The organism is Duganella sp. 1411 (genome assembly GCF_017833525.1).
Taxonomy (GTDB): domain Bacteria; phylum Pseudomonadota; class Gammaproteobacteria; order Burkholderiales; family Burkholderiaceae_D; genus Rugamonas.
In genome coordinates, this window is the sequence record NZ_JAFICD010000001.1 from 1,903,149 (window position 1) to 1,926,821 (window position 23,673).

Sequence of the window (23,673 nt, forward strand, 5' to 3'; positions counted from 1 at the left end):
GCATGTCTTACAAAACCATCCTGGTCCACGTGGACCGTTCCAGCCGCGCCGACGCCCGCGTCGCACTGGCCGCCCGCCTGGCCCTCGACGAGCAGGCCTACCTGATCGGCGCGGCCTCCAGCGGCTTCGTGCCGGAGCTGTACGTCGCCAATGCGATGATGATGGCCGCGCCGATGCCGCTCGAGGAGCTGGAAGTGTGCCGCGCCGGCGCCAGGCGCGCGCTGGACAATTTTGAAAAGATCGCGCGCGGCGCCGGCGTCGACGCCATCGAGCGCCGCCTCGGCGACGACCCGGCGCAGTACGGCATCGTGCTGCAGGCGCGCTACGCCGACCTGGTGGTGGTCGGCCAGCACGACCCCGCCGATGTCGAAACGGGGGCCACCAGCGACCTGCCCGAATACGCCGCGCTGCAGGGCGGGCGGCCGGTGCTGGTGGTGCCGTACGCCGGCCAATTCGACCGCATCGACCGCCACGCGCTGGTGGCCTGGGACGGCAGCCGCTCGGCCGTGCGCGCCCTCACCGACGCGCTGCCGCTGCTGCGGCGCACCGGCAGCGTCACGCTGGCCGTGTTCAACCCGCAGCGGCAGTACGGCGTGCACGGCGACCTGCCGGGCGCCGACATCGCGCTGCTGCTGGCCCGCCACGGCGTCAAGGTCGACGTGCTGCGGCAGGACACGCCGCCGGGGCTGGACGTGGGCAACGCGCTGCTGTCGCTGGCGGCCGACATCGACGCCGACCTGCTGGTCATGGGCGCCTACGGCCACATGCGCTGGCGCGAAGTGCTGATGGGCGGCGTCACGCGCACGGTGCTGCAATCGATGACGCTACCGGTGCTGATGTCGCACTGACCACGAAAGCGACGGACATCTAAATCCGATCGGAATCCGATATCAATCCAATGTGAATCCGATCTGAATCACGTAGGGCGGATTAGGCGAAGCCGTAATCCGCCATGCGTGCGCCGCCAACGGCCCACCCCGCCCCACCGATCAGCCCGTGTAGAAATGGTGGACCTGACCCCGGAGTGTCAAAGGGTGGCGGCGGCCGGCGCGGCGACGGGCGGCTGCGCGTCGAGCTTCAGATCCTTGCGGATGCCCGCCTCCACCAGCGCGGCCGGCGCGAACCGGCGCAGCATGCGCAGCCGCGCGGCCAGCGCGCCGGCCGTGTAGCGCACCTTCGGCCGGCAGTCGCCGGCGGCCTTGAGCACCATCCGCGCCACCACGTCCGGGCCGTCCGCGCCATCCATCGCCTCCTTCACCGTGCGCGCCAGCGCGGCGCGCACATCGCGGTATTCCGGCAGCTGCTGGTCGGCCTGCAGCTGGTTGGCGTCGAACGGCGTCTTGACGTACGCCGGTTCGATCAGCGACACCCGCACGCCCAACGTACGCAACTCCTGGTCCAACGCCTCCGAGTAGCCCTCGACCGCGTGCTTGGTCGCACAGTACAGCGCCGCGTAAGGCAGCGCCACCAGGCCCAGGATGGAACTGATGTTGAGGATGCGTCCCGCGCCCTGCCGGCGCATGTGCGGCACCACCGCGCGCGTCATGCGCACCGTGCCGAAGAAGTTGGTGTCGAAGATGGCCTGCGCCTGCTCCATCGAGCTTTCCTGCGCCGCCGCCGGCGCCACGCCGAAACCGGCGTTGTTGACCAGCAGGTCGATGCGCCCGTGCCGGCGCAGCACCTCGGCCACCAGCGCCGCCACCGATTCGTCGCTGGTGACGTCCAGCGCCAGCATCTCGAAGCCGCGCCCCGCCGACGCCCCCTTGCGGCTGGTGCCGTAGACCGTATAGCCGGCTTGCGCCAGCAACCCGGCCGTTGCTTCGCCGATCCCCGACGACGCGCCGGTTACGATTGCAATCTTCTTGTCCATGCTGTTCCCTTTAATGGTGGGTGCTACGAAAATATAATATGACGATCGTCATATTTTTATTTAAAAAAAACGGCCGCGACGGCCCGGCCCGAACGGACGGTCATCAACCGTCCGCCGGGGCGAAATACTTGAGCGCCGCTTCGCGCAGCGATTTCGACAACGCCGGGTCGTCCACCGCGCGCGCCAGCACCAGCGTGCCGACCATCGCGCTGATGCGCACCATCGCCTCGTCGTGGGCGCTGCGCTCGCCCCCTTCCGGTATCTGGCGCGCGACCAGGTCGATCAGCTCCTGGATGTGGCGGGTGGCCACGTGGCGCACCTCCGGCGCCTGCCGGTGCATCTCCGAGCCCAGCGCCGAGATCGCGCAACCGCGCTCGGCGCCGTTCAAGTGTTCATCCGACAGATAGGCCTGCGTCAACCGCTCCAGCCCCTGTGCGCCGGGCGCGGCGTCGACCACCTGCGCCGTCCAGCCCAGCGCCTCGGCGCGGGCGCGGTCGGCCGCCTCCGCCAGCAGCGCCTCGCGCGAGGCGAAGTGGGCGTAGAAACCGCCGTGCGTCAATCCGGCTTCCTTCATGATGTCGGCCACGCCGGTGCCGTCGTAGCCGCTGCGGCGTATCGCCCGCGCGGCCACCTCCACGATGCGCTCGTGCGAAGCCTCCTTGCGGCTCTGCGTGGCGCGAAGCTGTGGCGTCTTGGCTGTGGTTTTCTTCTGCATGATGGTCATCATATACCATTTTTACGCAAAGCGCCAGCCAGCCGTATTTTTGCCCGTCAACCGCTGGCCGGGGGCAACACGAAATCCGGGTATTTCTCGCGCAACGCGTCGAGCTCCGACAAGGTGCCGGACAGGTGGCGGCGCACCGCGTCGCGCGCCCGCTCGGAGGCGCCGGCGGCGATGGCGGCGGCGATCTCGCCGTGGTCGTCGAGTATCCGCCGGGCTTTACTGTTGAGGGGGAGATGCAGACGCCGCAGGCGGTCCAGATTGCCGCTCAAGCGGCGCACCAGGTGCCACAAATCGACCACGTCGGCCGCCGTGTACAGCGTCTGGTGGAACTCCAGGTCGGCGCGCGCGAAGCTTTCCAGGTCGTCCCGCTCGAGCGCCATGCGCTGGCGCGCCAGCAGGTCGGCCAGCGCGCCGTCCAGCGTCGGCGGGCGGCGCTGGCACAGCTGGTGCGCCGTCTCCAGCTCCACCGACAGCCGCAGCACGTGCGCCTGGCGCGCCGAGGCCAGGTCGATCGCGCTCACGCGCGTCAGGTGCTGGGGATAGATATCCACCAGCCGCTCCTCCTCCAGGCGCAGCAGCGCGTCGCGGATCGGCGTGGTGGACAGCTTGAAGTAGTCGGCCAGTTGCTGCCGCGCCAGCACGGTGCCCGGCGCCAGCACATTGGTGACGATCTTTTCGCGCAGGTGTTCAAACACTTGCGCGGTGGCGTTACGCGAGCGATCCAACGAAAAAGCGCCCGGCGTCGGTTGCAAAGCCATAGGGGGAATGGGCTACGTGGTAGGGCTCATATATTAACATATCAGCATCACCGGCCCGGCACCACCACCGCCAATCCGGCTCGGCCGGCCGCGCCTCACTCCCCGGCCGGCGCCAGGCTGGCGGCCCGCTCCAGCCAGCGCGCCACCACCGCCAGTTCGGCCTCGGTGAAGCCGTCCGTCAGCTGTCCGTTGAGCTGCGCCAGCACCTGCTGCGCCTGCGCGCCGGCCTGGGCGCCGGCGTCGGTCAGGCGCAGGCGCGTGACGCGGGCATCGTGTTCGTCGCCGGCCCGTTCGACCAGCCCGAGCGCCTGCATGCGCTTGGACAGATTGGTGACGGCGGCCGGCGCCACCTCGGTCGCCGCGGCGATGTCGCCGATGCTGGCGGCGGGACGCGAGCGCAGGAAAAACAGCAACCCCACCTGCGCCGGACTGATACCGTCCCACGCCTGCGGCCGGGTTTCGATCCAGCGGTGCACGGCCCGTTGCGCGCGGCTGAGCAGCCAGACGAAGCGCGGCGGCGCCTTACCCTGCTTCATGCGCCGCCTCCCGTTCGGTGCAGTGACCGAGCAGCCAGTCGCCGACGCCGGGCCACAGGACCTCGGCGTGGCGTTTGCGGAAAAACCCCATATGGCCGATGGCGGCCAGCCCAACCTCGCGCGGGGCGATCTGGCGCCGTTCGACGGCCGCGTTGACGGCGGGCGCCAGCAGCAGCGCGATGGCGGTCGGATTGGCCCAGGGATCGTCGTCCAGTCCCAGCACCAGCAGCGGCATGGCGACCCGCGCCGCCCTCTGCGCGGCGTGCAGCGCCGGATCATCGTAAAAATAGCGCGGCAGGGTGGTCCAGCGGCTCCATTGGCGCATCACGCCGGCCGGCAAGTCCTCGCCCAGCCCGATGCGCCTGCCGGGCATGTAGCCGAACACGCCGCACAGCAAGGGGCCGAGCACGCGCAGCACGCACCAGACCCGCAGGCGCTCGGCCGCGCCACGGATGGTGCGCGTCACGCCGGCGTGCGCGGCGATCAGCACGCCGGCGCGCAGGACCGACGTCGACGACGCCAGCAAAATCGCGTGGCCACCGACGCTGTGGCCGACCGCCAGCAACGGCAGGCCGGGAAAGCGCGCGGCCGCCCAACGCGTGACCGCGCCCACGTCGTCCTCCATCCAGTCCGCCATCGAGACCTTGGTGTCGCGCAGATCGCGCGGTCGCGAACGGCCGATGCCGCGATAGTCGTAGGTCAGCACGTGCAATCCCCGCCCGCACAGATAGGTGGCGAACGCGTGGTAGAAGGTCTGGCTGACGGCGGTGGCCGGATGCAGCAGGACCACCGCCCTCGCCTGCCCGGCCGTCCACAAGCAGGCCCCGATGGCGGTGCCATCGACGGCTGGAATGTTCAGATGTTCCAAGGCTGCCTCGGATTTAGTTAACGTGTTAACTAAATTAAAGCACCCGGGCCGCGATGTCAATAGGGCGCCGACGCGGCGGCCTGGTAAAACTCGATCTCGACGATCGACAGCACGCCCTTGGGAGTGGTGTTGGCGCCGGTGTCGACGATCGCCTGGTTGGCCACCTCGGTCATCTTGACGGCGTTGCCCTCCTCGGCCACGCCGTTCAGCTCCACCTTGACGGCGCTGCCCCGGCGCGGCGCCAGCGGCAAGGTCACGTAGCCCAGGCTTTTCGGCGTCATGCCGGAAAAGACCACTTCCCCGTCGACCGAAATCTTCAGCGGATAGCTGCGTTCGCGCCAGCCGGACAGTTTGAGCGCGATCTCGGTCAGCGTGGCCGGTTGCGCCAGCCGGTAGGTGATGGCCGGCGCGCCCTCGCCCGGCTTGCTGACCCATTTGGTGGTTTCGTCGTCATCGTAGGAATTGGCGGCGTCGGCGGCGTTGCTGCCCGCCTCCACCGACGCCGGCAGCACCGCCACCCGCGTCACCTTGTACGACGGCGTGGCCGGCGTCGGCCCGCGCTCCAGATATACCGGCAGGTCCGCGCCGGGCAGGCGCGTCGACAAGCCGTTCGCCTGCGGGGCGGGCAGCGCGTCGAGCGTCAACACCGCGCCCGCCAGGCCGGGGGCGCTGGCCCGCACGACGATCCTGCCGGCCCGCGTGGCGCTGCGCAGCAGCACCCGGTTGACGCCTCCCTCGACCGGCAGCGTCCTGGCCAGCACGTGGTTGTCCGGCCCCTGCGCGATGCCGCCGCGCCATTCGGCCGGCCCGTCGACGTCGAAGGTGACCGTATCCAGCGCCACCGGATTGCGCCGGCCTTGGGCGTCGACCACCTCCACCTGCACCAGCGCCAGGTCGGCGCCGTCGGCCCGCAGGCCGGACGGCGACACGACCGGCGTCAGTTTGAGCGCGGCCGGCGTGCCCGCCGTCGCCAGCACCGCCTCGCACACCTGCTTGCCGGCGGCGTCGAAGCCGACCGCTTTCAGCTCGCCGGGCTGCCACGCCACATCGTCGAACGTGAACAGAAAGCGCTCGCTCTGGCGGCCCTGCCCCAGCGGCTTGCCGTTCAAGCGCAGCTCCACCTTCTCCGCGCTGGAGATCACCGTCACCGTCTTGGTGGTGCCGGGCTGGTAGTTCCAGTGGCCGACGATGTGGGCGCGCGGCTTTTCGACATCGACCCAACCGTCCCACATCACTTGGTGCGCGTAGAAGCCGTCCTTGGGGATGCGCATCGCATCGACCTCGCCGCTGCGGCGGTAATTCTCGGCGCCGCGGTGGTGGGTGTTACTGTCCGAGAAAATGATATTGACGCCGCCGGACGACACCCGCGTGCCGGTGCCGGGCCGCTCGCGCCAGTAGTCGTACCAGCGCTTGACGTTCTCGATCGCGTGCGTGTCCTGGTTGCGGTTGTAGACGCTGGCGTCCTGCCCCTTGTGCGGCGGACCGTCGCCGTCCTTGTGGAACGGCGGCGTCAGCTCGTCCCAGAACTTGCGCGCGCCCTCGTCGCGCGAATACTCCATCGCCCACATCGGGATGCGCGCGCTCTTGTTCACGTACAGCATCTCGCCGCCGTATTCGGCCACCTGCTGCAGGCGCGCGCTGAGCATCTCGCGGCTGCCGGAGGCGCGTCCGCCGTGCGGATCGAACTGGTCGCGCAGCGCCTTCATCTCCACCATGTGCGGCTCGCTGACGCCACGGTTGCCGCTTTCGTAGAAGATCACGCTCGGGCTGTTGCGGTTGTAGACGATGGCGTCGCGCATCGCCTCGATGCGCTGTTCCCAGCGCCGGCCGGTGACGTCGGCCTCCGAGTCGCCCGCCGGCAGCGCCTGCATCAGGCCAAGCCGATCGAGCGATTCGACGTCCTGCTTCCACGGCGTGATATGCATCCAGCGTATCAGGTTGGCGTTGCTGGCCAGCGCCAGGCCGTTGCTGTAGTCGCTCAACCAGGCCGGCACAGACAGGCCAATCGCCGGCCACTCGTTGGACGTGCGCTGCGCGTAGCCCTTCATCTGGATGACGCGGTCGTTCAGCCTGACCATGCCGTCGGCGAAGGCGGTCTTGCGGAACCCGGTGCGCGTGACCACCCGGTCCATCGGCTTGCCGTCGACCTTGAGGATGGTGGCGACGTCGTACAGATAGCCGTAGCCCCAGCTCCAGAAGTGCAGGTTCTTCACGGGAGCGCTGGCCTTGACGACCGCCGTCGCCCCCGGCGCCACCGTTTGCGCGGGCGAGGAGAACGCGACCACCCGCTTGCCGTCGCGGTCCATGATTTGCACCTCGTAGGTGAAGGTGCGCGGCCGGTCGTATTCGTTGCGCACCTGCGATTCGGCGCTCACGGTGGCGCGGCGGCCGGGGATGTCGAAGTCGCGCGCGTAGACGTAGACGCCGGTGGTGCCCAGCGTCGAATACAGCGGCAAGGTCTGATACAGCTTGTCCGTCACATGCAGGCGCACGTTCTTCGACAGGCCGCCGTAGTTGGCGTTGAAGTTCTTGTCCGACCATTGATAGCGCTGGCCGGTCGCCTTCTCGCGGTAGTCCCAGCTGTTATCGGTGCGTACGGCCACCGTGTTTTCTCCGTCGACCAGCGCGGCGCCGATGTCGAAACCGAAGGCGTTGATGCCGTTTTCGTGCAAGCCCATGCGCTTGCCGTTGACGTACACCTCGGCCGCCTGGCGCGCGCCCTCGAACTCCAGGAACACCTTGCGCCCGCGCGCGGCCGCCGGCAACGTGAAGCGTTTGCGGTACCAGGCCACGCCGGTCGACTGGTCGACGATGTCCTTGGCGAAGGCGTCGTCCTCGTTCCATGCGCGCGGCAGGGTCACGCGCTTCCAGTTTTGGTCGTCGAAGCTTGCCTGCGCGGCGTCGGCAGGGTCGGCGACGGCCAGGCGCCAGTCGGGGTTGAAGTTGTAGGTCAGGCGTTCGGCCACGGCGGGGAAAGGCAGCGCGATGCAGCAGGTGATCAGGAACGCCGGCAGGGTCGGGGCCGGGAAACGTCGATTGGGCATATACGCTTTCAGTGGTGGCATGCACTGAAATATTAGCATTTTAGTTCTGGCGCGTAAGCACGGTGGGTGCTTTGATCATCAATGTGATTGGTGGGGTTTGCGTTGCTGGCGGCTCGTAGATGGCGGATTACGCGCTGCGCGCTAATCCGCCCTACGTGATATCAGGAGACATTTTCGGCCGGGCTTTCGGCGAGGTCGCTTAACAGCCGCGTCAACTTTTCAAAATTGACCGGCTTGACCAGGTAATGGTCGAAATTGGCGTGCCCGGCGGCCTGCTCCTCCGGGTTGCCGTAGCCGGTGACGGCGATCAGCCGCGCCGGCGCCGTGTGCGGCTGCGCGCGCAGCCGGCGCGCCAGCTCGTAGCCGTCGATCCCCGGCATGCCGATATCGAGCAGGAACACGTCCGGCACCTCCTCCGCAGCAATGGCGAGCGCCGTGCGCGGGTCGGTCATCTCCTCGACGCTGTGGCCGACCGCCCGCAGGCACGTGGCCAGCGTCCACGCGGCGTCGGCGTTGTCGTCGACGACCACGATGCGCAGCGCCTTTCCCAGCCCCGGCGCGGCCACATCCGCAGCGCCGTCGTCCGCGGCGGCGGCCCGGTGGCGCGGCAAGCGCACCTCGAACACGCTGCCGGCGCCAACGCCGCCACTGCTGGCGGCGGCGCGTCCGTCGTGCAGCTCGACCATGCTCTTGACCAGCGCCAGCCCCAGCCCCAGTCCGCCCTGCGCGCGGTCCGGCGTGCGCGCGCCCTGCACGAACAGTTCGAACACATGCGGCAGCAAATCGGCCGCGATGCCGATGCCGTTGTCGGCCACGGTGACGACGATCTCGTCGCCGTCGATGCGCAGCGCCAGCTCGATCGCGCCCCTGGCCGGCGTGTACTTGGCGGCGTTGTTCAGCAGGTTGGCCAGCATCTGCACCAGCCGCTTTTCGTCGCCCAGCACCCGGGCCGGCTCGTGGGTGATCTGCGTGCGCACCTTGTGGCCGCGCGCCTCGATCAACGGCTGCACCTGCTCGAGCGCGGCGGCGACCACCTGCTTGCAATCGAGTACCTCCTTGTTCAGCTCGACCATGCCGCGCGTCACGCGCGAGACGTCGAGCAGGTCGTCCAGCATGCCCGACATGTGCCGCGCCTGGCGCGACAGCACCTCGCTCATGCGGGCGATGCGGGCCGGCTCCGGCGGCGCCAGCGCCAGCAGGTCGGCGGCGGCGGTGATCGGCGCCAGCGGATTGCGCAGTTCGTGCGCCAGCATCGCCAGGAAGTCGTCCTTCTGCTGGTTGCTGCGCGCCAACTCGGCTTCGACCCGCTTGGTGTCGCTGATGTCGATGGTGATGCCGTCGAAGCGCGTCGGCGCGCCGTCGCGGTCGAAATAGGTGCGGCCCTTGGCGCGCAGCCAGCGCTCGCGCCCGTCCGGCGCGACGACGCGGTATTCGACGTCGTAGCCCTTCTTGTTCTCGACGCTGGCGTCGACGGCGGCGCGGGTGCGCTCGCGGTCGTCGGGGTGGATGCGGCTGTAGAACAGGTCGAAGTCGATCTCGGCGTCCTCGGGCACGAAAAAATGCTCCTTGCACTTGTCGTTCCAGAAAATCTTGCCCATCGGCATGGGGCAGTAAAACGTGCCCAGCTCGCCGGCGGCGACGGCCAGCTCGAGGCGTTCGCCGGCCTCGGTGGCGCGCGCCTCGGCGTTGCGGCGCCGGCCCTCGCCCTCGCGCACCAGCTCGGCCAGTTGCCGCAACTCCTGAAGCGAGCGCGTCAGGTGCGCCGGCTGGTCGCCCGCGCCCGCGCCGTCCTCGCTGGCCACGATGGCCGTCAGATCAAACAGGCGGTGCAAGATGAAGCGCACCGCGCCGTCCTCGCCCGGCACCGGGATATTGGTGGGCAGCCAGTACTTGACGATGAAGCCGTCGCCGTCCCGGTCGGGCACGTCGTAGCGCTGCACCTCCATCGCGTGCGCGCGCCCGGTGGCAATCACCTGTTCCAGCGACGCGCGCAGCCGCGCCGGCCCGTCGGCGTCGGCCGTCGCCGCCGGGAAGGCATCGAACAGCGGCCGGTCGATGAGGTCGGCACGCCGCGACCGGGTCGCCGCCAGGTACTCGTCCGACGCGTGGCGGATAACGAAGTCCGGCGTGGCGTCGAGCACCGTTATCGCGAACGGCAGGAACTGCACTATCAGGGAGGTCTCGAACGTCATGCGATTTCTGTAAGGAATGGCGGTGCGGGCCCACACGGCGCGTCCGCATAGTGAATAAAAAGTAACCAAGATTGTAGCATTCGCCCCCGGCAGTCTGATGGGCAATCCGGCCTACACGGACACAAGGGGCGCTCCTACAGCCGACGGCAGAGCGCGCGTCTACTATATTTCCACGGCAAAGCTTTTCCATTGCTAACTTCAGGTTACCAACATCCGACCGACATACAGGAGATTATGATGAGCAAACCAACACAAGGCGGCAAAAACGGCGGCAACAGCAAACTGGAAGAAACCGGCACCGCTAAGAGCTCCGGCAACGGCGGCAGCGGCAAGGGCAACAGCCAGTCCGCCACCTCCGGCAACAAGGCAACGGCTGGCGCGGGCTCGGCCGGCAAGTCTTCTTCCGGCTCGAAGTCGAAATAATCCCCACACTTACCGATACGAGGCAACCGACATGACCACCACCACCACCGCCAAGGGCAAGGCGCCGCGCGCGCCGCAAGACGCAGCTTCCATCGACGCCATCGAACTGCTCACGCAGGATCACAGGAACGTCAAGGAACTGTTTGAAAAATACGAGAACCTGAGCGATCGTTCGACCGCCAGCAAGAAGAAACTGGCCACGCAGATCTGCCTGGAGCTGACCAAGCACGCGACCGCCGAGGAAGAGATCTTCTATCCGGCCGTGCGCGAAGCCAACGGCGACAACGAGGATCTGGTCGATGAGGCAACGGTCGAGCACGCCTCGGCGAAGGACCTGATCGCGCAAATCCTGGAGATGGAACCGGGCGACGACTTGTACGACGCCAAGGTCAAGGTGCTGTCGGAACAGATCGAGCACCACGTCGAGGAAGAGGAAAAGGAAATGTTCCCGAAGGCGCGCAAAGCCAAGCTGGACCTGGCGGCGCTGGGCGAGGCCATTGCCGCGCGCAAGGAAGAGGTGGAGTTGCCGATGCCGTCGTTGCCGCACTAAGCGGTATCTGAATCACGTAGGGCGCATTAGCGCAGCGTAATCGGCCATGTATGAGTCGTCGGCGACGCATGCATGGCCGATTACGGCGCTAATCCGCCCTACGTTTCATTGCTATTCGACACGCAACGCCTCGACAAAGAAATCGAACGCCGTCCTCACCCTGGACGGCATATTTTTGCTCGACTGTACCAGTATCAGTATCGGCGCGGCATCGAACTGCCACGGCTGCAGCACCCTCACCAGTTTGCCCTGGCGCACCACCTCCTCCACATCCCATTGCGAACGCAGCACCAGGCCCAGCCCCTGCTCGGCCCAGTAGCGCGCGGTGCCGCCGTCGTTGCTTTGCATCGCCGGATGGATGCGGATCGACTCGCGCGCGCCCCAGCGTGCCTCCACCCCGCCCTTGTCCGTCCTGAAATGCCACAGCGTGACATCCTCGTCGTTTTCGCGGATGCAGATGCACGCATGGTTGAGCAGGTCGCGCGGCGTGCTGGGCGCGCCGTGCTGCTGCAGATAGGCGGGACTGGCGCACACCCAGCGCTGGTTGTCGGCGATGGTGCGCGCCACCCACGACGAATCGCGCACGCTGCCGATGTGGAACACGATGTCGGCCTCGGCGCGCTCCGGCCACGGCGTCTCGCGCAAATCCAGTTGAACGTTGAGATCGGGATACCGCCGCGCCAGCCGCACGATCAGCGGCGCGATGCGCTGGCGCCCGTAGCCGAACGGCGCGGCCACCCGCAGCTTGCCCTTCACGCTCTGGGCGCCGCGGTCGAACAGCTCCGGCAATTGCTCCAGACGCGCCAACAGCGCGGTTGCCTCCTGCGCCAGCAGCTCGCCGTCGGCGCTCAAGGTCAGCATGCGCGCGGTGCGCATCGCCAGCGACAACCCCAGTTCCCGCTCCAGCGCGCGCAGGCGCATCGATAACGCGGACGGCGTCACGTTCAGCGCCCGGGCCGCCTCGCTCAACGACTCGCTGCGCGCCAGGGTCGCCATCAAGCGCAGGTCTTCGATCTTGATCATTCAATTTTGCTTAGGCTTTTATTATCTTCTATTTAAACACGGATTGACGCCCAGGCCTTACATTAAGCGCACGATTTCATTCACCAAGGAGAAAATATGTCGGCGCTTACCGGTCTGAACACGCCTGCGGCAATCATCGACGTCCCGCGCATGCAACGCAATATCGCACGCATGCAAAGCAGGATGAACACCATGCACGTCCACTTCCGTCCGCATATCAAAACCAGCAAGAGCGAGCCTGTGACGGCCATGCAACTGGCCGCCGGCGCCTGCGGCATCACGGTGTCCACGTTGCTGGAGGCGGAGCGCTTTTTCGAGACCGGCATCACCGATATACTGTACGCCGTCGGCATGGTGGGCAGCAAGCTGCCGCAAGCGATGGCCTTGCGCCGCCGCGGCTGCAACCTGAAGATCATCACCGACAGCCTGGCCTCGGCCGAGACCATCGTGCGCTTCGGCGCGGAAAACGACATGCGCTTCGAGGTGTGGATCGAGATCGACAGCGACGACCACCGCTCCGGCATCAAGCCCGACCGCGACGTGCTGCTCGACGTCGGCCGTCTGTTGCATGAGGGCGGCATGCTGCTGGGCGGCGTGATGACGCACGCCGGCGCCAGCTACGAGCTCGACGTCCCGGAACAGCTGATCGCCATGGCCGAGCAGGAGCGCAAGGCCTGCGTCGACGCGGCCGAACGGCTGCGCGGCGCGGGTCTGCCGTGCGCGGCGGTCAGCGTCGGTTCGACGCCCACCGCGCTGTCGGCGCGCTCGTTCGAAGGCGTGACCGAGGTGCGCGCCGGCGTGTACGTGTTCTTCGATCTGGTGATGCACAACATCGGCGTGTGCGCGATGGACGAGATCGCGCTGAGCGTGCTGACGACCGTCATCGGGCATCAGGATGAGAAGGGCTGGGCCATCGTCGACGCCGGCTGGATGGCGATGAGCCGCGACCGGGGCACGCAAAAGCAGAAGCAGGATTTCGGCTACGGCCAGGTGTGCGATGTCGATGGCGTGCCGATCGCCGGCTATGTGCTCAGCGGCGCGAATCAGGAGCACGGCATCCTGTCGTTGCGCGATGGCGTCGATGGCGATATTGCCGAGCGTTTTCCGATCGGTACGCAGTTACGGATTCTGCCGAACCACGCCTGCGCCACCGGCGCGCAGTATGCCGAGTACCAGGCGCTGGGCGACGATGGCAGCATCGAAAGCTGGCCGCGCCTGAATGGCTGGTAGCGGCACGGGGCGGACTGGGAACCACGGAAACACGTAGGGCGGATTAGGCGGAACGCCGTAATCCGCCAATGCATGCGCCGCCGCGACGCATGCATGGCGGATTACGCTACGCTAATCCGCCCTACGTGTCTCCACGTGATCCCACGTGATCAGCTCTTGCTGCCCGCCACCCACTTCATGCCGAAGTTGTACTTGCGGTCCATGACCTCGTGCATGCTCTTGCCGCCCTCGGGCACGATGTAGTCGACCAGCTTGGTGACCTGCAGCTTGCCGCCGACATTCTCGATCATGGCGATCGCGCACATGCGCTGGCTGGCGCCCTGGTCCAGCCGCACCTCGATCGGCGGCTGGTCCGGTACGTTGACGGTGACCACGCCATCGGTGGAGGCCCAGTTGGGCGCGCCCTCGTAAATGAACGCGAAAATAAGCGCCCGCTTGATCTCGTCGAAATGCTGGCCGTTGATGGTCAGGTTCTCGCCGTCGACGCTGGCGCCGGTGCGGTCGTCGGCGGCCAGCTGGATGTAGGGCCGGCTGTTGAAGTCGCCGAAGCTATTGCCCAGCGCCTGCACCACGCCCTTGCTGCCGCTGGTCAGCTCGTACATGCAGGCCAGGTCCAGATCGAGCCCCTTGGACGCGCGCGCGCCGCCGGTCAGCTTGGCCAGGAAGCCGCCCTTCTCGGCCGGCGCGACGGCCGCCGAGCGGTTCCAGTTCAGGTTGACGTGGATGCGGCCGAAACCGCGCGACGCCGATTTCTCCAGCGAGATCTTATCGCCGCGCTTCTCCAGCGTCACCTTCGACAGCGACACCCTGGCCTGCGGCGCAGGCGCAGGCGCCGGCGCGGGAGCGGCCACCTCGCTGCCGCCAAAATGCGCCAGCAACGCCGACATCCCGCCGTTGAAGCCCTGCCCCACCGCGCCGAAGCGCCACAAGCCATCCTTGCGATACAGCTCGGCGAGAATGACCGCCTTCTCCTCCTGGAAATCGGCCCCGGCCAGCGCGAACTGCGCCACGCCGCCCAAGGTCACGCTGCCCTGGCTGAGCGCGCGCATGATGGCGCCGCCGTCCAGCGCGGCGGTGAACACCAGCTTGGAGATCGTCGCCGGCAGCGCCGCCAGATTGACGGCGAAGCTGGCGCGCTCGCCGGCCAGCGTCAGACGAACGGCGTCGCCCGGGCTGGCCAGCTGGTTGTAGAACACCATGTAGCGGTCGTCCGACAAGCGGTCGGCGCTGTCGAGCCCGAAGCAGGAGACGTCGGCGCTGGCGCCGGCGATCCGCAGGTCGACCTCGACGTTGAACGACTGGCCGCAGCCCAGGTCGTCCAGTTTGCTTTTCTGTCCACGCGAAAATTGTTTCATTTGAATCACCTCAAAATGGTTTGACTCGTCAGCACGGGCGCCGCCTGCTCCGGATGGGAGCCGAACAGGCGCGAGCGCTCGAGCGTGCTCTCGGCCCAGGCGCGGTGGGTGGCCACTTCGCACATCGACTGGTTCATGGCGAACACCGCCGGGCTGTCCGGCCGCAGGATGGCGGAGGCCTCCTCCAGGTCGCTGGCCGAGACGCGGTAATGGCTTTCGATCGGCGTGATCTGGCTCGGATGGATCGCCGTCTTGCCGACCATGCCGTGCGCCAGGTCTTCGTTGACCTCCTCTGCCAGCAACTCCGGCAGGTCCAGATGCTCGAACACCGGCGCCGTCAGCGCGAAGCCGTGCGGGCGGAAGGTTGTCACCAGGCGCCCGATCACCGGCCCCAGCGGAGTGCGGTAGATCGTCATGTTGCGCGGCCGGCGCAAGCCCAGCAGCGCCAGCAAATCGTTGCCGCCGATGCGCAGCGCCGCCACCCGCTCGCGGATGCCGGGCGAGCTGATCAAATGGCGCAGCGCGTGCATCTCGGCGTCGTAGAACACCTCGGCCGTCTCCAGGGTCGGCATCAGCACGTGCGCGGTGTCGCGCACCAGGTTGCAGTAGATCGGCAGGTTGTACTGGGTCGCCTTGGGGATGACGAAACCGGTCAGCTTGTCGGCGCCGGGCATGGCCAGCACACGCGCCATCACGTCCAGGTTGCGCACGCGTACGAAGCGCTCGGCCGGGCCGGCCGCCGGCATGTTGGCCAGCACCAGCGACAGGTTGAACAAGGCGTAGCTGAGCTCACGGTCGGCCACCGCGTCCTCGGTGCACATGATCAATGAGCGCACGTGAGCCAGGCGGGTGCCGCTGGCGACATCCATCAGATATTTGTGGGTGGCCGGCACGTACAGCGAAGCCCCTAGTGTCTTAACCATCGGCGATACTCCTGATGATGGAAACCGCCTGGTAAGGCAGCTCGGAATCCAGATGCACCGGCACGTCTTTTTCACGCGCCAGCACCAGCAAATGGGCGACGTCGGCGCTGGCCGCGTCGCGCACGATCAACCGGTCCGGCGTGCGCCGCAACAGCACGCGCGTCGCCTCGCCCAGGCCGGGTTTGATCAGGTTGCGGTCGGCGATGCCATGCCGTTGCATGGCCGCCTCCATATAATCGCGCGATACCCGCGCCGCCGTCGCGCGCGCGGCGTCTGTCGCGGCAACGTCGGCGCCACCATTCTCCGCCCATTTTTGCGCCAGCGCGACCAGGCGGTCGGCGAAGGCGCGCGACTGGTCCTGCGGCTCGAACTCGGCGTAGTACACGCAGCCGTGGAAATCGTCCGGGCCGATGGCGTCGTTGAGGATCGAGCGGCTCACCAGGCCGGACACGGTGGCGTTCAATATGCTCGACGGTATCAGATAATCGTCGTGGGCGGCGGCGCACGCGGCCACGCCGGCCAGGTCGGACAGCACGTACAGGCCGCTGTCGATGTCACAACCATGGGCGGCGTTGAAGGCCGCCACACTGGCGTGCAGCTCGGCGGCGATAACGCCTTTGCCAGTCCAGCCGTCGACGAACACGATCGACTCCGGCGCGTGGCCCTGCGCCAGGATATATTCCAGCGCGACCCGGTCGATGCCGCGGTCGCGGATGATGGACAGCGAATAGTGCGCCACGTCGCGCCCGAGCACGCCGCCGAGCAGGCGCTTGAGCACCACCCCGACCGGCGTGCCGGCGCGCGCCAGCGACACCAGCGTGATGGCGCCGGCGCGGCGGCGCGCGATCAGGCCGGCCAGGGTCACGCAGTCGCGCGCCATGCGCTCCAGGTTGGCGGCGCAGGCCTGGCCGAACACGTCCAGATAGCGCGCCGACGGCAGCGACTCGCGCGACAGCATCTCGCTGTAATGGCGCCGTCCCGACTGGATCAGGCGCTCCTTGTCGGGCACGTCGACAAACGACGCCAGCGCCAGCGGCTTGAGCAGGAAGCGCACGTCGTCGCCGTGGTAGCTGCCGCTGAAATTCATAGCGGCTCCAGGGCGATGGCCGCCAGTTGCGTGCCGCGCGGGATGATGGCGTAGTCGCAGGCGGCCATGAAGCGCGCGTCCGAGCGGCTGTCGCCGATGCCGAAGGTCAGCAACGGGCCATGCTCGGCGCGCAGGCGCTCGGTGACGTAGGCCACCGCGTGCGATTTGTTGAGCGCGTTGGGCAGCACGGCCAGGTTGTTGCCGTTGCGGTGGATGAAGTAATCGTGGCCGCGCGTCTCCAGCCACGGACGCACCACCTCGCGCTCGATCGGTTCCAGCCGCTCGGCAACTTTGTCGGCGTCCTTGAAGACCAGGTAGAACGGAATCGAAAAATCCTCGATCACGCGGCAGCGCCCGCGCTGGCCGGCGCCGGCCACAAAGGCGTCGATCAGGCCGGCCAGCTCGGCCAGGCCGGCCTGCGCCGCCAGCATCAACGGGCGCATGCGCTCGAGCCAGGCGCGGTCGGCGCTGCCGTCGGGCAGCAGCACCACCCCGCCGTAGTTGATCACCGCGTAGCTGTTGAAGTTCAGCTTGACGCGGCTAAAGGCGTCCTGGTTGCGCGCCGTCGCCGGGATGACCGTCATGCCGTCGTCCATGAACTCGAACAGCGCGCGCTGGCCGGCGGTGGTGAACGAACAGGCGACGCCATCCTTGAGCACGGCGGCCGCTTGCAGGTCGTCGCGGCCGCCGCATTTTTCCAGCGATTGGAACAGCGTGTCGTCCAGGTCAGCGAACAGGAATTTCTTCAATCAGGGCCTCACTCATAAAATGGAACAGACGCGCCTTGAGCAGCGCGGCCAGCTCGAACAACGCGGCGCCGGGCGGCGTCTCGTGGCAGATGAACACATGGTCGTACTGGCCGGGGTGGACGTTGTACAGGAAATTGGGGATGCCTTCGCCGTAGTTGTCGGCGAAGTCCAGCGCGTGCGCGACCGCGCCCCAGCGGCGGATCGGCGAGCGCGTGGTCGACTGCACCGCCACCTCGACGCCGCCGCGCGCCAGCCCGGCGCCCAGCACATAGGCCGCATGCATGAATTCGCCCGTGCCCACCACCAGCACTTTCTGGCCGATGCCGATACCGGCCGCCAGTCCCGCCACGAAGGCCGGCGGCAGGCGCAGCGGCCCGGTCAGGCCACGGCGGCCGAACGCCGCGCTGGCGCCGCGCTCGGCGTCGGCGTCGAAACGCTGGGCCGGCGCCGCGCCGGATGCGACCATGCCCGGCGTGAAACGATAGCTGCCATGCAAACACGCGCCCAAGGTCATCGGCACGGCGCAGCGGCCCGCCAGCGATGCGGCGCCCTCTTCGCCCATGAAGTTGGTGATCACCGCCAAGTGCAGGTGCTCAAGGGTCGGTTGCACCTGGCGGCAGGCGTTCAGCAGATTGAGGAAGGTATTGCCGGTGCTGGCCTCGTCGTCGACCAGCACCAGCGAGCGCATGCCGGCGAACAGCGCGCGCTGCGCAGGGTCGGCCGGCCAATGCAGGAACTGGCGCGGCGCGTGGCTGTGCGCCTCCTCGAATTCGATCAGCGGCTCCCGGCCGACCCGGTAGCGGGTGGTGTGCAGGAACAGCGCCGGCTGCTCCGGATGGGCGCGTTGCCACGCCTCGAACATGCCCTGGCCCAGGCCGATGCCGGTTTCGGCCATCGAGATGAACACCACCGGTCCCGGCAGCTCCGGCATGCCGGCGGCCAAGTGCTCGTGGATCTCGGCCATGCGTTGCGGCGTTACCGGCCAGTGCTTGCCCAGCACCTTGCTCAGGAACAGGAAGCCGCGCTTGGCGTTGTCGCGCGCGGCGAACCCGAGCAGGCTGTCGGGGGCGAATGCGCTGTCGGTCACGCGCAGCTGCAAAGTGCCGGTCGGCAGCTCCACCTCGACCGCGCCGGGGCATGGCGACGGCCCGTTCATGGCAGCTCCACGGCCGTGCCCAGCTCGCCGACGCGCAGCCCGTCGCGCACCGGCGCCGGGGCCAGCCCCTGGTGCCCGTCAATGAACGCGCACAACGCCAGATACGGCAGGTTCGGTCCGGCCAGGCAGGCCATGCCGATGCCGCCCGAGGCGCGGGCGTTGATTTCCAGCAGGCGCAGGCCGTCGCGGCCCTCGCGGAACTGTACGTTGAACATGCCGCTCAGGCCGAAATCGGCCGCCAGCTGTTCGCACGAGGCGATGATGTCGGCGCGCATGTCGATCAACTGGCCGTGGCCGGGCTGGGGCAGCTTCTTGCGCGCCACTGCGGCGACCAAGTGGCCGTCGGCGCCGACGCAATCGACGCTGTATTCGTGGCCGCCAAGATATTCCATCAGCAGCATCGTGCGGAACCGCTCCAGCTCGGCCAGGCCACGGCGCAAGTCGCCCAGGCCGATGCGGTAGCTGGACCCGGCCAGCAACAGCGCGGCGCTGCTGCGTTCCTCGTCGAGCACGCTGAAGCCAAGGCCGTAGACCGAGCGCGCCGGCTTGACGCACAGCGTCTCGTGCCGCGCGCGCAACTCGGCGTGGGCGGCGTCGAATTGGCCGATGTCGCTGAAGACGCGGAATTCCGGCGGCGGCGCCAGCGGCAGTTTGACGGTCGCGTAGAAGGCGGCCTTGTCGTCGATGAGCTCGAGCTTGTCCGGCGCGGCGGCGCTGAGTACGCGCACGCCGTGTTCCAGGAAACGCCCGCGCGCCGCGCTCAGCGCCGCCGCGTGCTTGGACGGCACGAAGACGTCGACCTTGTGCTCGCGGCAAAACGCCAGGCACCAGTCGACATAGTCGGACGCCGCCAGCCCGGTCGGCTCGACGTGGAACGCGTGCGCGGCGCCGGCCGCCGGCGAATGGGCGTGCGCGTGCGTGTAAATGGTATGGAAGCGGCCGTCCGCGTCGGCCTCGCGGACCAGCCTGATCACGGTGGCGATGGACGAAAACGCGCTGTTATACCAAATGCGCCAAACACGGGTCATAACGGCTCCTCGGCCAAAACGGGGTGTGGTCCCGCGCTCGGATAAATGCTCATGCCGTCCTCGTGTGATCAATGATGAAAAGTGCGCGCACGTGCAAACCGGGAGACGACGGCCTCCCGGTTTGCACGTTCGGCGCGCGACTGGCGCCGAGTCGAAACTATTACTAGGTGTTAAGCGTTGACGCCGAACGAGCGCGCCAGCGGACCGAGCCCGCCTTTGAAGCCCTGGCCCACGGCCCGGAATTTCCACTCGGCGCCGGCGCGATAGAGTTCGCCGAAGATCATCGCCGTTTCCACGGAGCTATCTTCGGACAGGTCGTAGCGGGTCAGTTCGGCATTGCCGTTGGCGTTCAGGCAGCGGATGAAGGCCTTGCCGACCATGCCGAAGTTCTGCTTGCGGGCCTCGGCCTCGTGGATGGTCACGCAAAACGACACGCGGTCGATTTCGGCCGGCACACGGCTCAGGTCGACGGTCAGGGTCTCGTCGTCGCCCTCGCCGGCGCCGGTCCGGTTGTCGCCGTTGTGGACCACCGAACCGTCGCTCGACTTGAGGTTGTTGTAGAAGATGAAGTCGTTATCGCCGCGCACTTTGCCGTCGGCCTTGAGCATGAAGGCGCTGCCGTCGAGGTCGAATTCGGCGCCGTCGGTGGCGCGTGGGTCCCAGCCCAGGCCGATCACGACCTTGGTCAGGCCGGGTGCTTCTTTGCTGAGGTTGACGTTACCGCCTTTTTGCAAACTGATCGCCATACTGGTCTCCTGTTTAAAGTTCCGAGAATCAACACTGGCCCATCGGCACACTGCCGGCGGACACCTTTAAATTTCATCCCAAAGTATGTGGCGACATTTGCGCGAAAATCAATACTGCCTGAATAGAATCTTTCTATGACGAGTGGCTACAGGAGGGATAATCCGTGTCGAACCAGCCGTCCGGTTTGCATTTTCCCGCCAGCAATGACTGGATCCGCGCCACCCGCTCGGCCAGTTCGGCCGGGTGCGTCACGGGATGATATTGATTGGGCGCCTTGATCATCGCCACCAGGCCGATGAATTCGTCCTCGCTGGCCTCGTCCAGCGGCTTGCCCAGATAAGTCTCGGCCGCCATCGGCAAGCCGGTGATTTGCTTGCCGTCATTGCTGCCCATGTAGACCTCGGCCACATACAAGGCCAACTGCTCGCGCTTGGGCAGCTTGGCGTTCAACACCAATGCCAGCACATCGCGGCCGAGGTCGACCTTTTTGCAGCAGTCAAACACCCGGCTGTAAAAGCGTTGCAGCACCCCGGAGACGCCGGGCAGCGGCCGCTCGGAAAAATACAGATCGCGCGCGACTGCCGATGTGATAGTCGCCTTGCCCTGCCCGCTGGCCACGCTGAGCCCGGAGTGCTGGAAAAAGGTCGGGTCCTCGACCTTGAGCAAGATCGTCATCTGCCGGGACGACAACGGCATGCGCGGCGGCTCGGGCGCCGCCTCCATGACGGCGCGGAACGATGACGACGCCCAGACGGCGACCAGCCCGAGATAGGCGGCCACCAGCAGCAACAGCACCAGCACGGTCTTGCCTGCAAAACGCATCAGCATGACATCCTTGTCGAGAGAGAAAGATGCCAATTCTACGCTGCGGTACAGGCCGCTGCCACATCAAACCCTCTCAGAGCATCAATACAACACCACCGACCGGATCGACTCTCCGCTCTTCATCAAATCGAAGCCTTCATTGATGCGCTCCAGCGGCAAGCGGTGGGTGATCAGGTCGTCGATATTGAGCTTGCCCTCCATATACCAGTCGACGATCTTCGGCACGTCGGTGCGGCCGCGCGCGCCGCCGAACGCCGAGCCGCGCCATTCGCGCCCCGTCACCAGCTGGAACGGCCGGGTCGAGATTTCCTGCCCGGCGGCGGCCACGCCGATGATGAACGACTTGCCCCAGCCCTTGTGCGTGCACTCGAGCGCCTGGCGCATCGTGGTGGTGTTGCCGACGCACTCGAAACTGTAGTCGGCGCCGCCGTCGGTGATCTGCACGATGGCGTCGACGACGTTCTCGACCTCCTTCGGATTGATGAAATGCGTCATGCCGAACTTGCGCGCCATCTCCTGGCGCGCCGGATTGATGTCGACGCCGATGATCTTGTCGGCGCCGACCATGCGCGCGGCCTGGATCACGTTCAGGCCGATGCCGCCGAGGCCGAACACGACGACGTTGGCGCCCGCCTCCACCTTGGCCGAGAACAACACCGCGCCGACGCCGGTGGTCACGCCGCAACCGATGTAGCAGACCTTGTCGAACGGCGCGTCCTCGCGGATCTTGGCCAGCGCGATTTCCGGCACCACGATGTAGTTGGAAAAGGTCGACGTGCCCATGTAGTGGAACAGCGGCTTGCCGTCCAGCGAAAAGCGGCTGGTGGCGTCCGGCATCAGGCCCCGGCCCTGGGTCGAGCGGATCGCCTGGCACAGATTGGTTTTGCGCGACAGGCAGAACTTGCACTCGCGGCATTCCGGCGTGTACAGCGGAATCACGTGGTCGTCTTTTTTCAAGGTCTTGACGCCGGGGCCGACATCGACGACGATGCCGGCGCCCTCGTGGCCGAGGATGGCGGGGAAGATGCCCTCCGGATCGGCGCCCGACAGGGTGTAGTAATCGGTGTGGCAAATGCCGGTGGCCTTCAGCTCGATCAACACCTCGCCGGCCTTGGGGCCTTGCAGGTCGACTTCTTCAATGGTCAGCGGCGCGCCGGCGCGCCACGCGATGGCAGCTTTGGTTTTCATGGAGTGGTTCCCGTCGTAAGACACAATGTTGGAACCCGCCATTGTGCCGGCCGCGCCGGGCGAAGCGCGCCGCGACGGATGAGAATGGCCGGAAATGATGCCATAATGACCGGATTTTAAGGACCCACAGTGAGCACAAGAACCGTCGACATCGTTGTCTATCCCGGCTTCAAGGCGATGGAAGCGATCGGACCGATGTCGGTGTTCGAGTATGCCAACCTGCACCTGCAACGGCGTGGCCGCGCGCCCGGCTACGACGTGCGCATCGCGGCCACCGCGATTGGAACGGTGCGCTCCGACACGCTGATGGCGCTGCAGGCGACCAAGGCGCTCAGCGCGCTGGCCTTGCCGGACGACGCCATCGTCGTCGGCGCGCGCCACATCCAGGCGGCGTTGGCCGACGGCGCCGCCATTGTCGACTGGGTGGCGGCGTCGGCGCCCCGCCTCAAGCGGCTCGCGTCGCTGTGCTCGGGCGCGTTCTTCCTGGCGGCGGCCGGTGTTCTGGACGGCAAGCGCGCCACGACACACTGGAGCGTGGCCGACCGCTTGCAGGCCGATTTCCCGTCGATCCTGGTCGAAGCCGACGCCATCTTCATCCGCTCCGACAATTTGTGGACCTCGGCCGGCGTAACGGCCGGCATCGATCTGGCGCTGGCGCTGGTGGAGGAGGATTTCGGCCGCGACCTGGCGCTGGAGGTGGCGACCGAGATGGTGGTGTACCTGAAGCGTCCGGGCGGGCAGTCGCAGTTCAGCGCGCATTTATTGAGTGAGCGCACCGCCAAGCCGAACATCCGCGACATTCAAAACTGGATACTGGACAATCTGCACGAAAAGCTGTCGGTCGCGCAGCTGGCGCAGCGGGCGATGATGAGCGAGCGGCACTTCACGCGCGTGTTCCAGCAGGAGGTGGGTTTGAGCACGCAAGCGTTCATCGAGGCCTGCCGCTTCGAGCGGGCCACGCAATTGCTGGCCGATCTGGCGCTGCCGATCAAGACGGTGGCCGCGCGCGCCAGCTTCAGCGACGAAGCGCATATGCGGCGGGTGTTCCAGAAAAAGCTGGGCATCACGCCCAAGCTGTACCGCGAACGGTTCGCGACAACCGGCGTCACGCCGTGACAGCGGCTACCCGAACGCCGTAATCCGCCATCGATGAGCCGCCGGCGGCGCATGCATGGCGGATTACGCTGCGCTAATCCGCCCTACGTGTTTCCTCGTGAATCCTGGCGCCCCGGATCGCCGCGACGGTCCTCCGCTTGCCCCGGAGACACGTAGGGCGGATTAGGCGGAACGCCGTAATCCGCCATCGGTGAGCCGCCGGAGACGCATGCACGAATCCCGTGGCGAGCGCTATCCAAAATCAATCAATTTCCCCACGCACAAATCACTTCCTGCACGCT

Annotated in this window: 22 protein-coding genes; 5 read left to right on the forward strand and 17 right to left on the reverse strand. The window is 67.1% G+C overall.

Annotated features, from left to right (window positions below):
- The first annotated feature begins 2 nt into the window (after positions 1 to 2).
- Positions 3 to 848, forward strand: a complete 846-nt coding sequence (locus JOD97_RS07720; RefSeq protein ID WP_209714858.1) for a universal stress protein — start codon at positions 3 to 5, stop codon at positions 846 to 848.
- A 179-nt stretch (positions 849 to 1,027) separates the two neighbouring features.
- Here JOD97_RS07720 and JOD97_RS07725 read toward each other — a convergent pair whose 3' ends face one another.
- From JOD97_RS07725 to JOD97_RS07755, 7 genes are all read right to left on the reverse strand, one after another.
- The gene (locus tag JOD97_RS07725; RefSeq protein WP_209714861.1) at positions 1,028 to 1,870 is read right to left on the reverse strand and encodes an oxidoreductase; all 843 of its coding nucleotides are present in this window, start codon (positions 1,868 to 1,870) and stop codon (positions 1,028 to 1,030) included.
- A gap of 103 nt (positions 1,871 to 1,973) precedes the next feature.
- Positions 1,974 to 2,597, reverse strand: coding sequence for a TetR/AcrR family transcriptional regulator (locus JOD97_RS07730; protein ID WP_209714864.1), 624 nt, complete (start codon positions 2,595 to 2,597; stop codon positions 1,974 to 1,976).
- Positions 2,598 to 2,641: 44 nt separating this feature from the next.
- Positions 2,642 to 3,319, reverse strand: coding sequence for a GntR family transcriptional regulator (locus tag JOD97_RS07735; RefSeq protein WP_308937227.1), 678 nt, complete (start codon positions 3,317 to 3,319; stop codon positions 2,642 to 2,644).
- Between the two features lie 128 nt (positions 3,320 to 3,447).
- Entirely contained in the window at positions 3,448 to 3,888 is a 441-nt protein-coding gene (locus tag JOD97_RS07740; RefSeq protein ID WP_209714869.1) for a MarR family winged helix-turn-helix transcriptional regulator, read from the reverse strand.
- Positions 3,875 to 4,756 (reverse strand): alpha/beta fold hydrolase, encoded by an 882-nt coding sequence (locus tag JOD97_RS07745; protein ID WP_209714872.1) that lies wholly within the window; start codon positions 4,754 to 4,756, stop codon positions 3,875 to 3,877. The genes JOD97_RS07740 and JOD97_RS07745 overlap by 14 nt, the downstream gene beginning before the upstream one ends.
- Before the next feature lie 56 nt (positions 4,757 to 4,812).
- Positions 4,813 to 7,800, reverse strand: a complete 2,988-nt coding sequence (locus JOD97_RS07750) for a DUF4982 domain-containing protein (RefSeq protein WP_209714875.1) — start codon at positions 7,798 to 7,800, stop codon at positions 4,813 to 4,815.
- Between the two features lie 161 nt (positions 7,801 to 7,961).
- Positions 7,962 to 9,992 (reverse strand): ATP-binding protein, encoded by a 2,031-nt coding sequence (locus JOD97_RS07755; protein ID WP_209714878.1) that lies wholly within the window; start codon positions 9,990 to 9,992, stop codon positions 7,962 to 7,964.
- 237 nt (positions 9,993 to 10,229) lie between these two features.
- Between JOD97_RS07755 and JOD97_RS07760 the strand changes: the two genes are divergently transcribed.
- Positions 10,230 to 10,415, forward strand: a complete 186-nt coding sequence (locus tag JOD97_RS07760) for a hypothetical protein (RefSeq protein WP_209714881.1) — start codon at positions 10,230 to 10,232, stop codon at positions 10,413 to 10,415.
- Between the two features lie 31 nt (positions 10,416 to 10,446).
- Positions 10,447 to 10,965 carry a hemerythrin domain-containing protein gene (locus JOD97_RS07765; protein ID WP_209714884.1) on the forward strand — a complete coding sequence of 173 codons (519 nt, stop codon included), beginning with the start codon at positions 10,447 to 10,449 and terminating at the stop codon, positions 10,963 to 10,965.
- 111 nt (positions 10,966 to 11,076) lie between these two features.
- Here JOD97_RS07765 and JOD97_RS07770 read toward each other — a convergent pair whose 3' ends face one another.
- Positions 11,077 to 11,988, reverse strand: a complete 912-nt coding sequence (locus JOD97_RS07770; protein WP_209714887.1) for a LysR family transcriptional regulator — start codon at positions 11,986 to 11,988, stop codon at positions 11,077 to 11,079.
- A gap of 96 nt (positions 11,989 to 12,084) precedes the next feature.
- On the opposite strand from JOD97_RS07770, the gene JOD97_RS07775 reads away from it, so the two are divergent.
- Complete coding sequence (locus JOD97_RS07775) at positions 12,085 to 13,218, forward strand: DSD1 family PLP-dependent enzyme (RefSeq protein WP_209714890.1); 1,134 nt, start codon at positions 12,085 to 12,087, stop codon at positions 13,216 to 13,218.
- A 149-nt stretch (positions 13,219 to 13,367) separates the two neighbouring features.
- Here the strand turns inward: JOD97_RS07775 and JOD97_RS07780 are convergent, their stop codons facing one another.
- From JOD97_RS07780 to JOD97_RS07820, 9 genes are all read right to left on the reverse strand, one after another.
- Complete coding sequence (locus tag JOD97_RS07780; RefSeq protein ID WP_209714893.1) at positions 13,368 to 14,573, reverse strand: TerD family protein; 1,206 nt, start codon at positions 14,571 to 14,573, stop codon at positions 13,368 to 13,370.
- A 5-nt stretch (positions 14,574 to 14,578) separates the two neighbouring features.
- On the reverse strand, positions 14,579 to 15,496 hold the full coding sequence (locus tag JOD97_RS07785) for an HpcH/HpaI aldolase/citrate lyase family protein (protein ID WP_209714897.1): 918 nt from the start codon (positions 15,494 to 15,496) through the stop codon (positions 14,579 to 14,581).
- Positions 15,489 to 16,583 carry a cysteine protease StiP family protein gene (locus JOD97_RS07790; protein ID WP_209714900.1) on the reverse strand — a complete coding sequence of 365 codons (1,095 nt, stop codon included), beginning with the start codon at positions 16,581 to 16,583 and terminating at the stop codon, positions 15,489 to 15,491. Before JOD97_RS07790 ends, JOD97_RS07785 begins: the two co-directional genes overlap by 8 nt.
- Positions 16,580 to 17,332, reverse strand: coding sequence for an HAD family hydrolase (locus JOD97_RS07795; RefSeq protein WP_209714902.1), 753 nt, complete (start codon positions 17,330 to 17,332; stop codon positions 16,580 to 16,582). Before JOD97_RS07795 ends, JOD97_RS07790 begins: the two co-directional genes overlap by 4 nt.
- Positions 17,310 to 18,488: a phosphoribosyltransferase domain-containing protein gene (locus JOD97_RS07800; protein WP_209714905.1), complete on the reverse strand. Its 1,179-nt coding sequence runs from the start codon at positions 18,486 to 18,488 to the stop codon at positions 17,310 to 17,312. The genes JOD97_RS07795 and JOD97_RS07800 overlap by 23 nt, the downstream gene beginning before the upstream one ends.
- The gene (locus JOD97_RS07805) at positions 18,485 to 19,516 is read right to left on the reverse strand and encodes an ATP-grasp domain-containing protein (protein ID WP_209714907.1); all 1,032 of its coding nucleotides are present in this window, start codon (positions 19,514 to 19,516) and stop codon (positions 18,485 to 18,487) included. The genes JOD97_RS07800 and JOD97_RS07805 overlap by 4 nt, the downstream gene beginning before the upstream one ends.
- Positions 19,517 to 19,686: 170 nt before the next feature.
- Positions 19,687 to 20,262, reverse strand: coding sequence for a TerD family protein (locus JOD97_RS07810; RefSeq protein WP_209714910.1), 576 nt, complete (start codon positions 20,260 to 20,262; stop codon positions 19,687 to 19,689).
- A gap of 133 nt (positions 20,263 to 20,395) precedes the next feature.
- A complete protein-coding gene (locus JOD97_RS07815; protein ID WP_209714913.1) occupies positions 20,396 to 21,121 on the reverse strand; it encodes a transglycosylase domain-containing protein in 726 nt (241 codons plus the stop codon).
- Between the two features lie 48 nt (positions 21,122 to 21,169).
- Positions 21,170 to 22,276, reverse strand: a complete 1,107-nt coding sequence (locus JOD97_RS07820) for an S-(hydroxymethyl)glutathione dehydrogenase/class III alcohol dehydrogenase (protein WP_209714916.1) — start codon at positions 22,274 to 22,276, stop codon at positions 21,170 to 21,172.
- A 129-nt stretch (positions 22,277 to 22,405) separates the two neighbouring features.
- Between JOD97_RS07820 and JOD97_RS07825 the strand changes: the two genes are divergently transcribed.
- Positions 22,406 to 23,392, forward strand: a complete 987-nt coding sequence (locus JOD97_RS07825) for a GlxA family transcriptional regulator (protein WP_373999808.1) — start codon at positions 22,406 to 22,408, stop codon at positions 23,390 to 23,392.
- Positions 23,393 to 23,673: the final 281 nt, after the last annotated feature.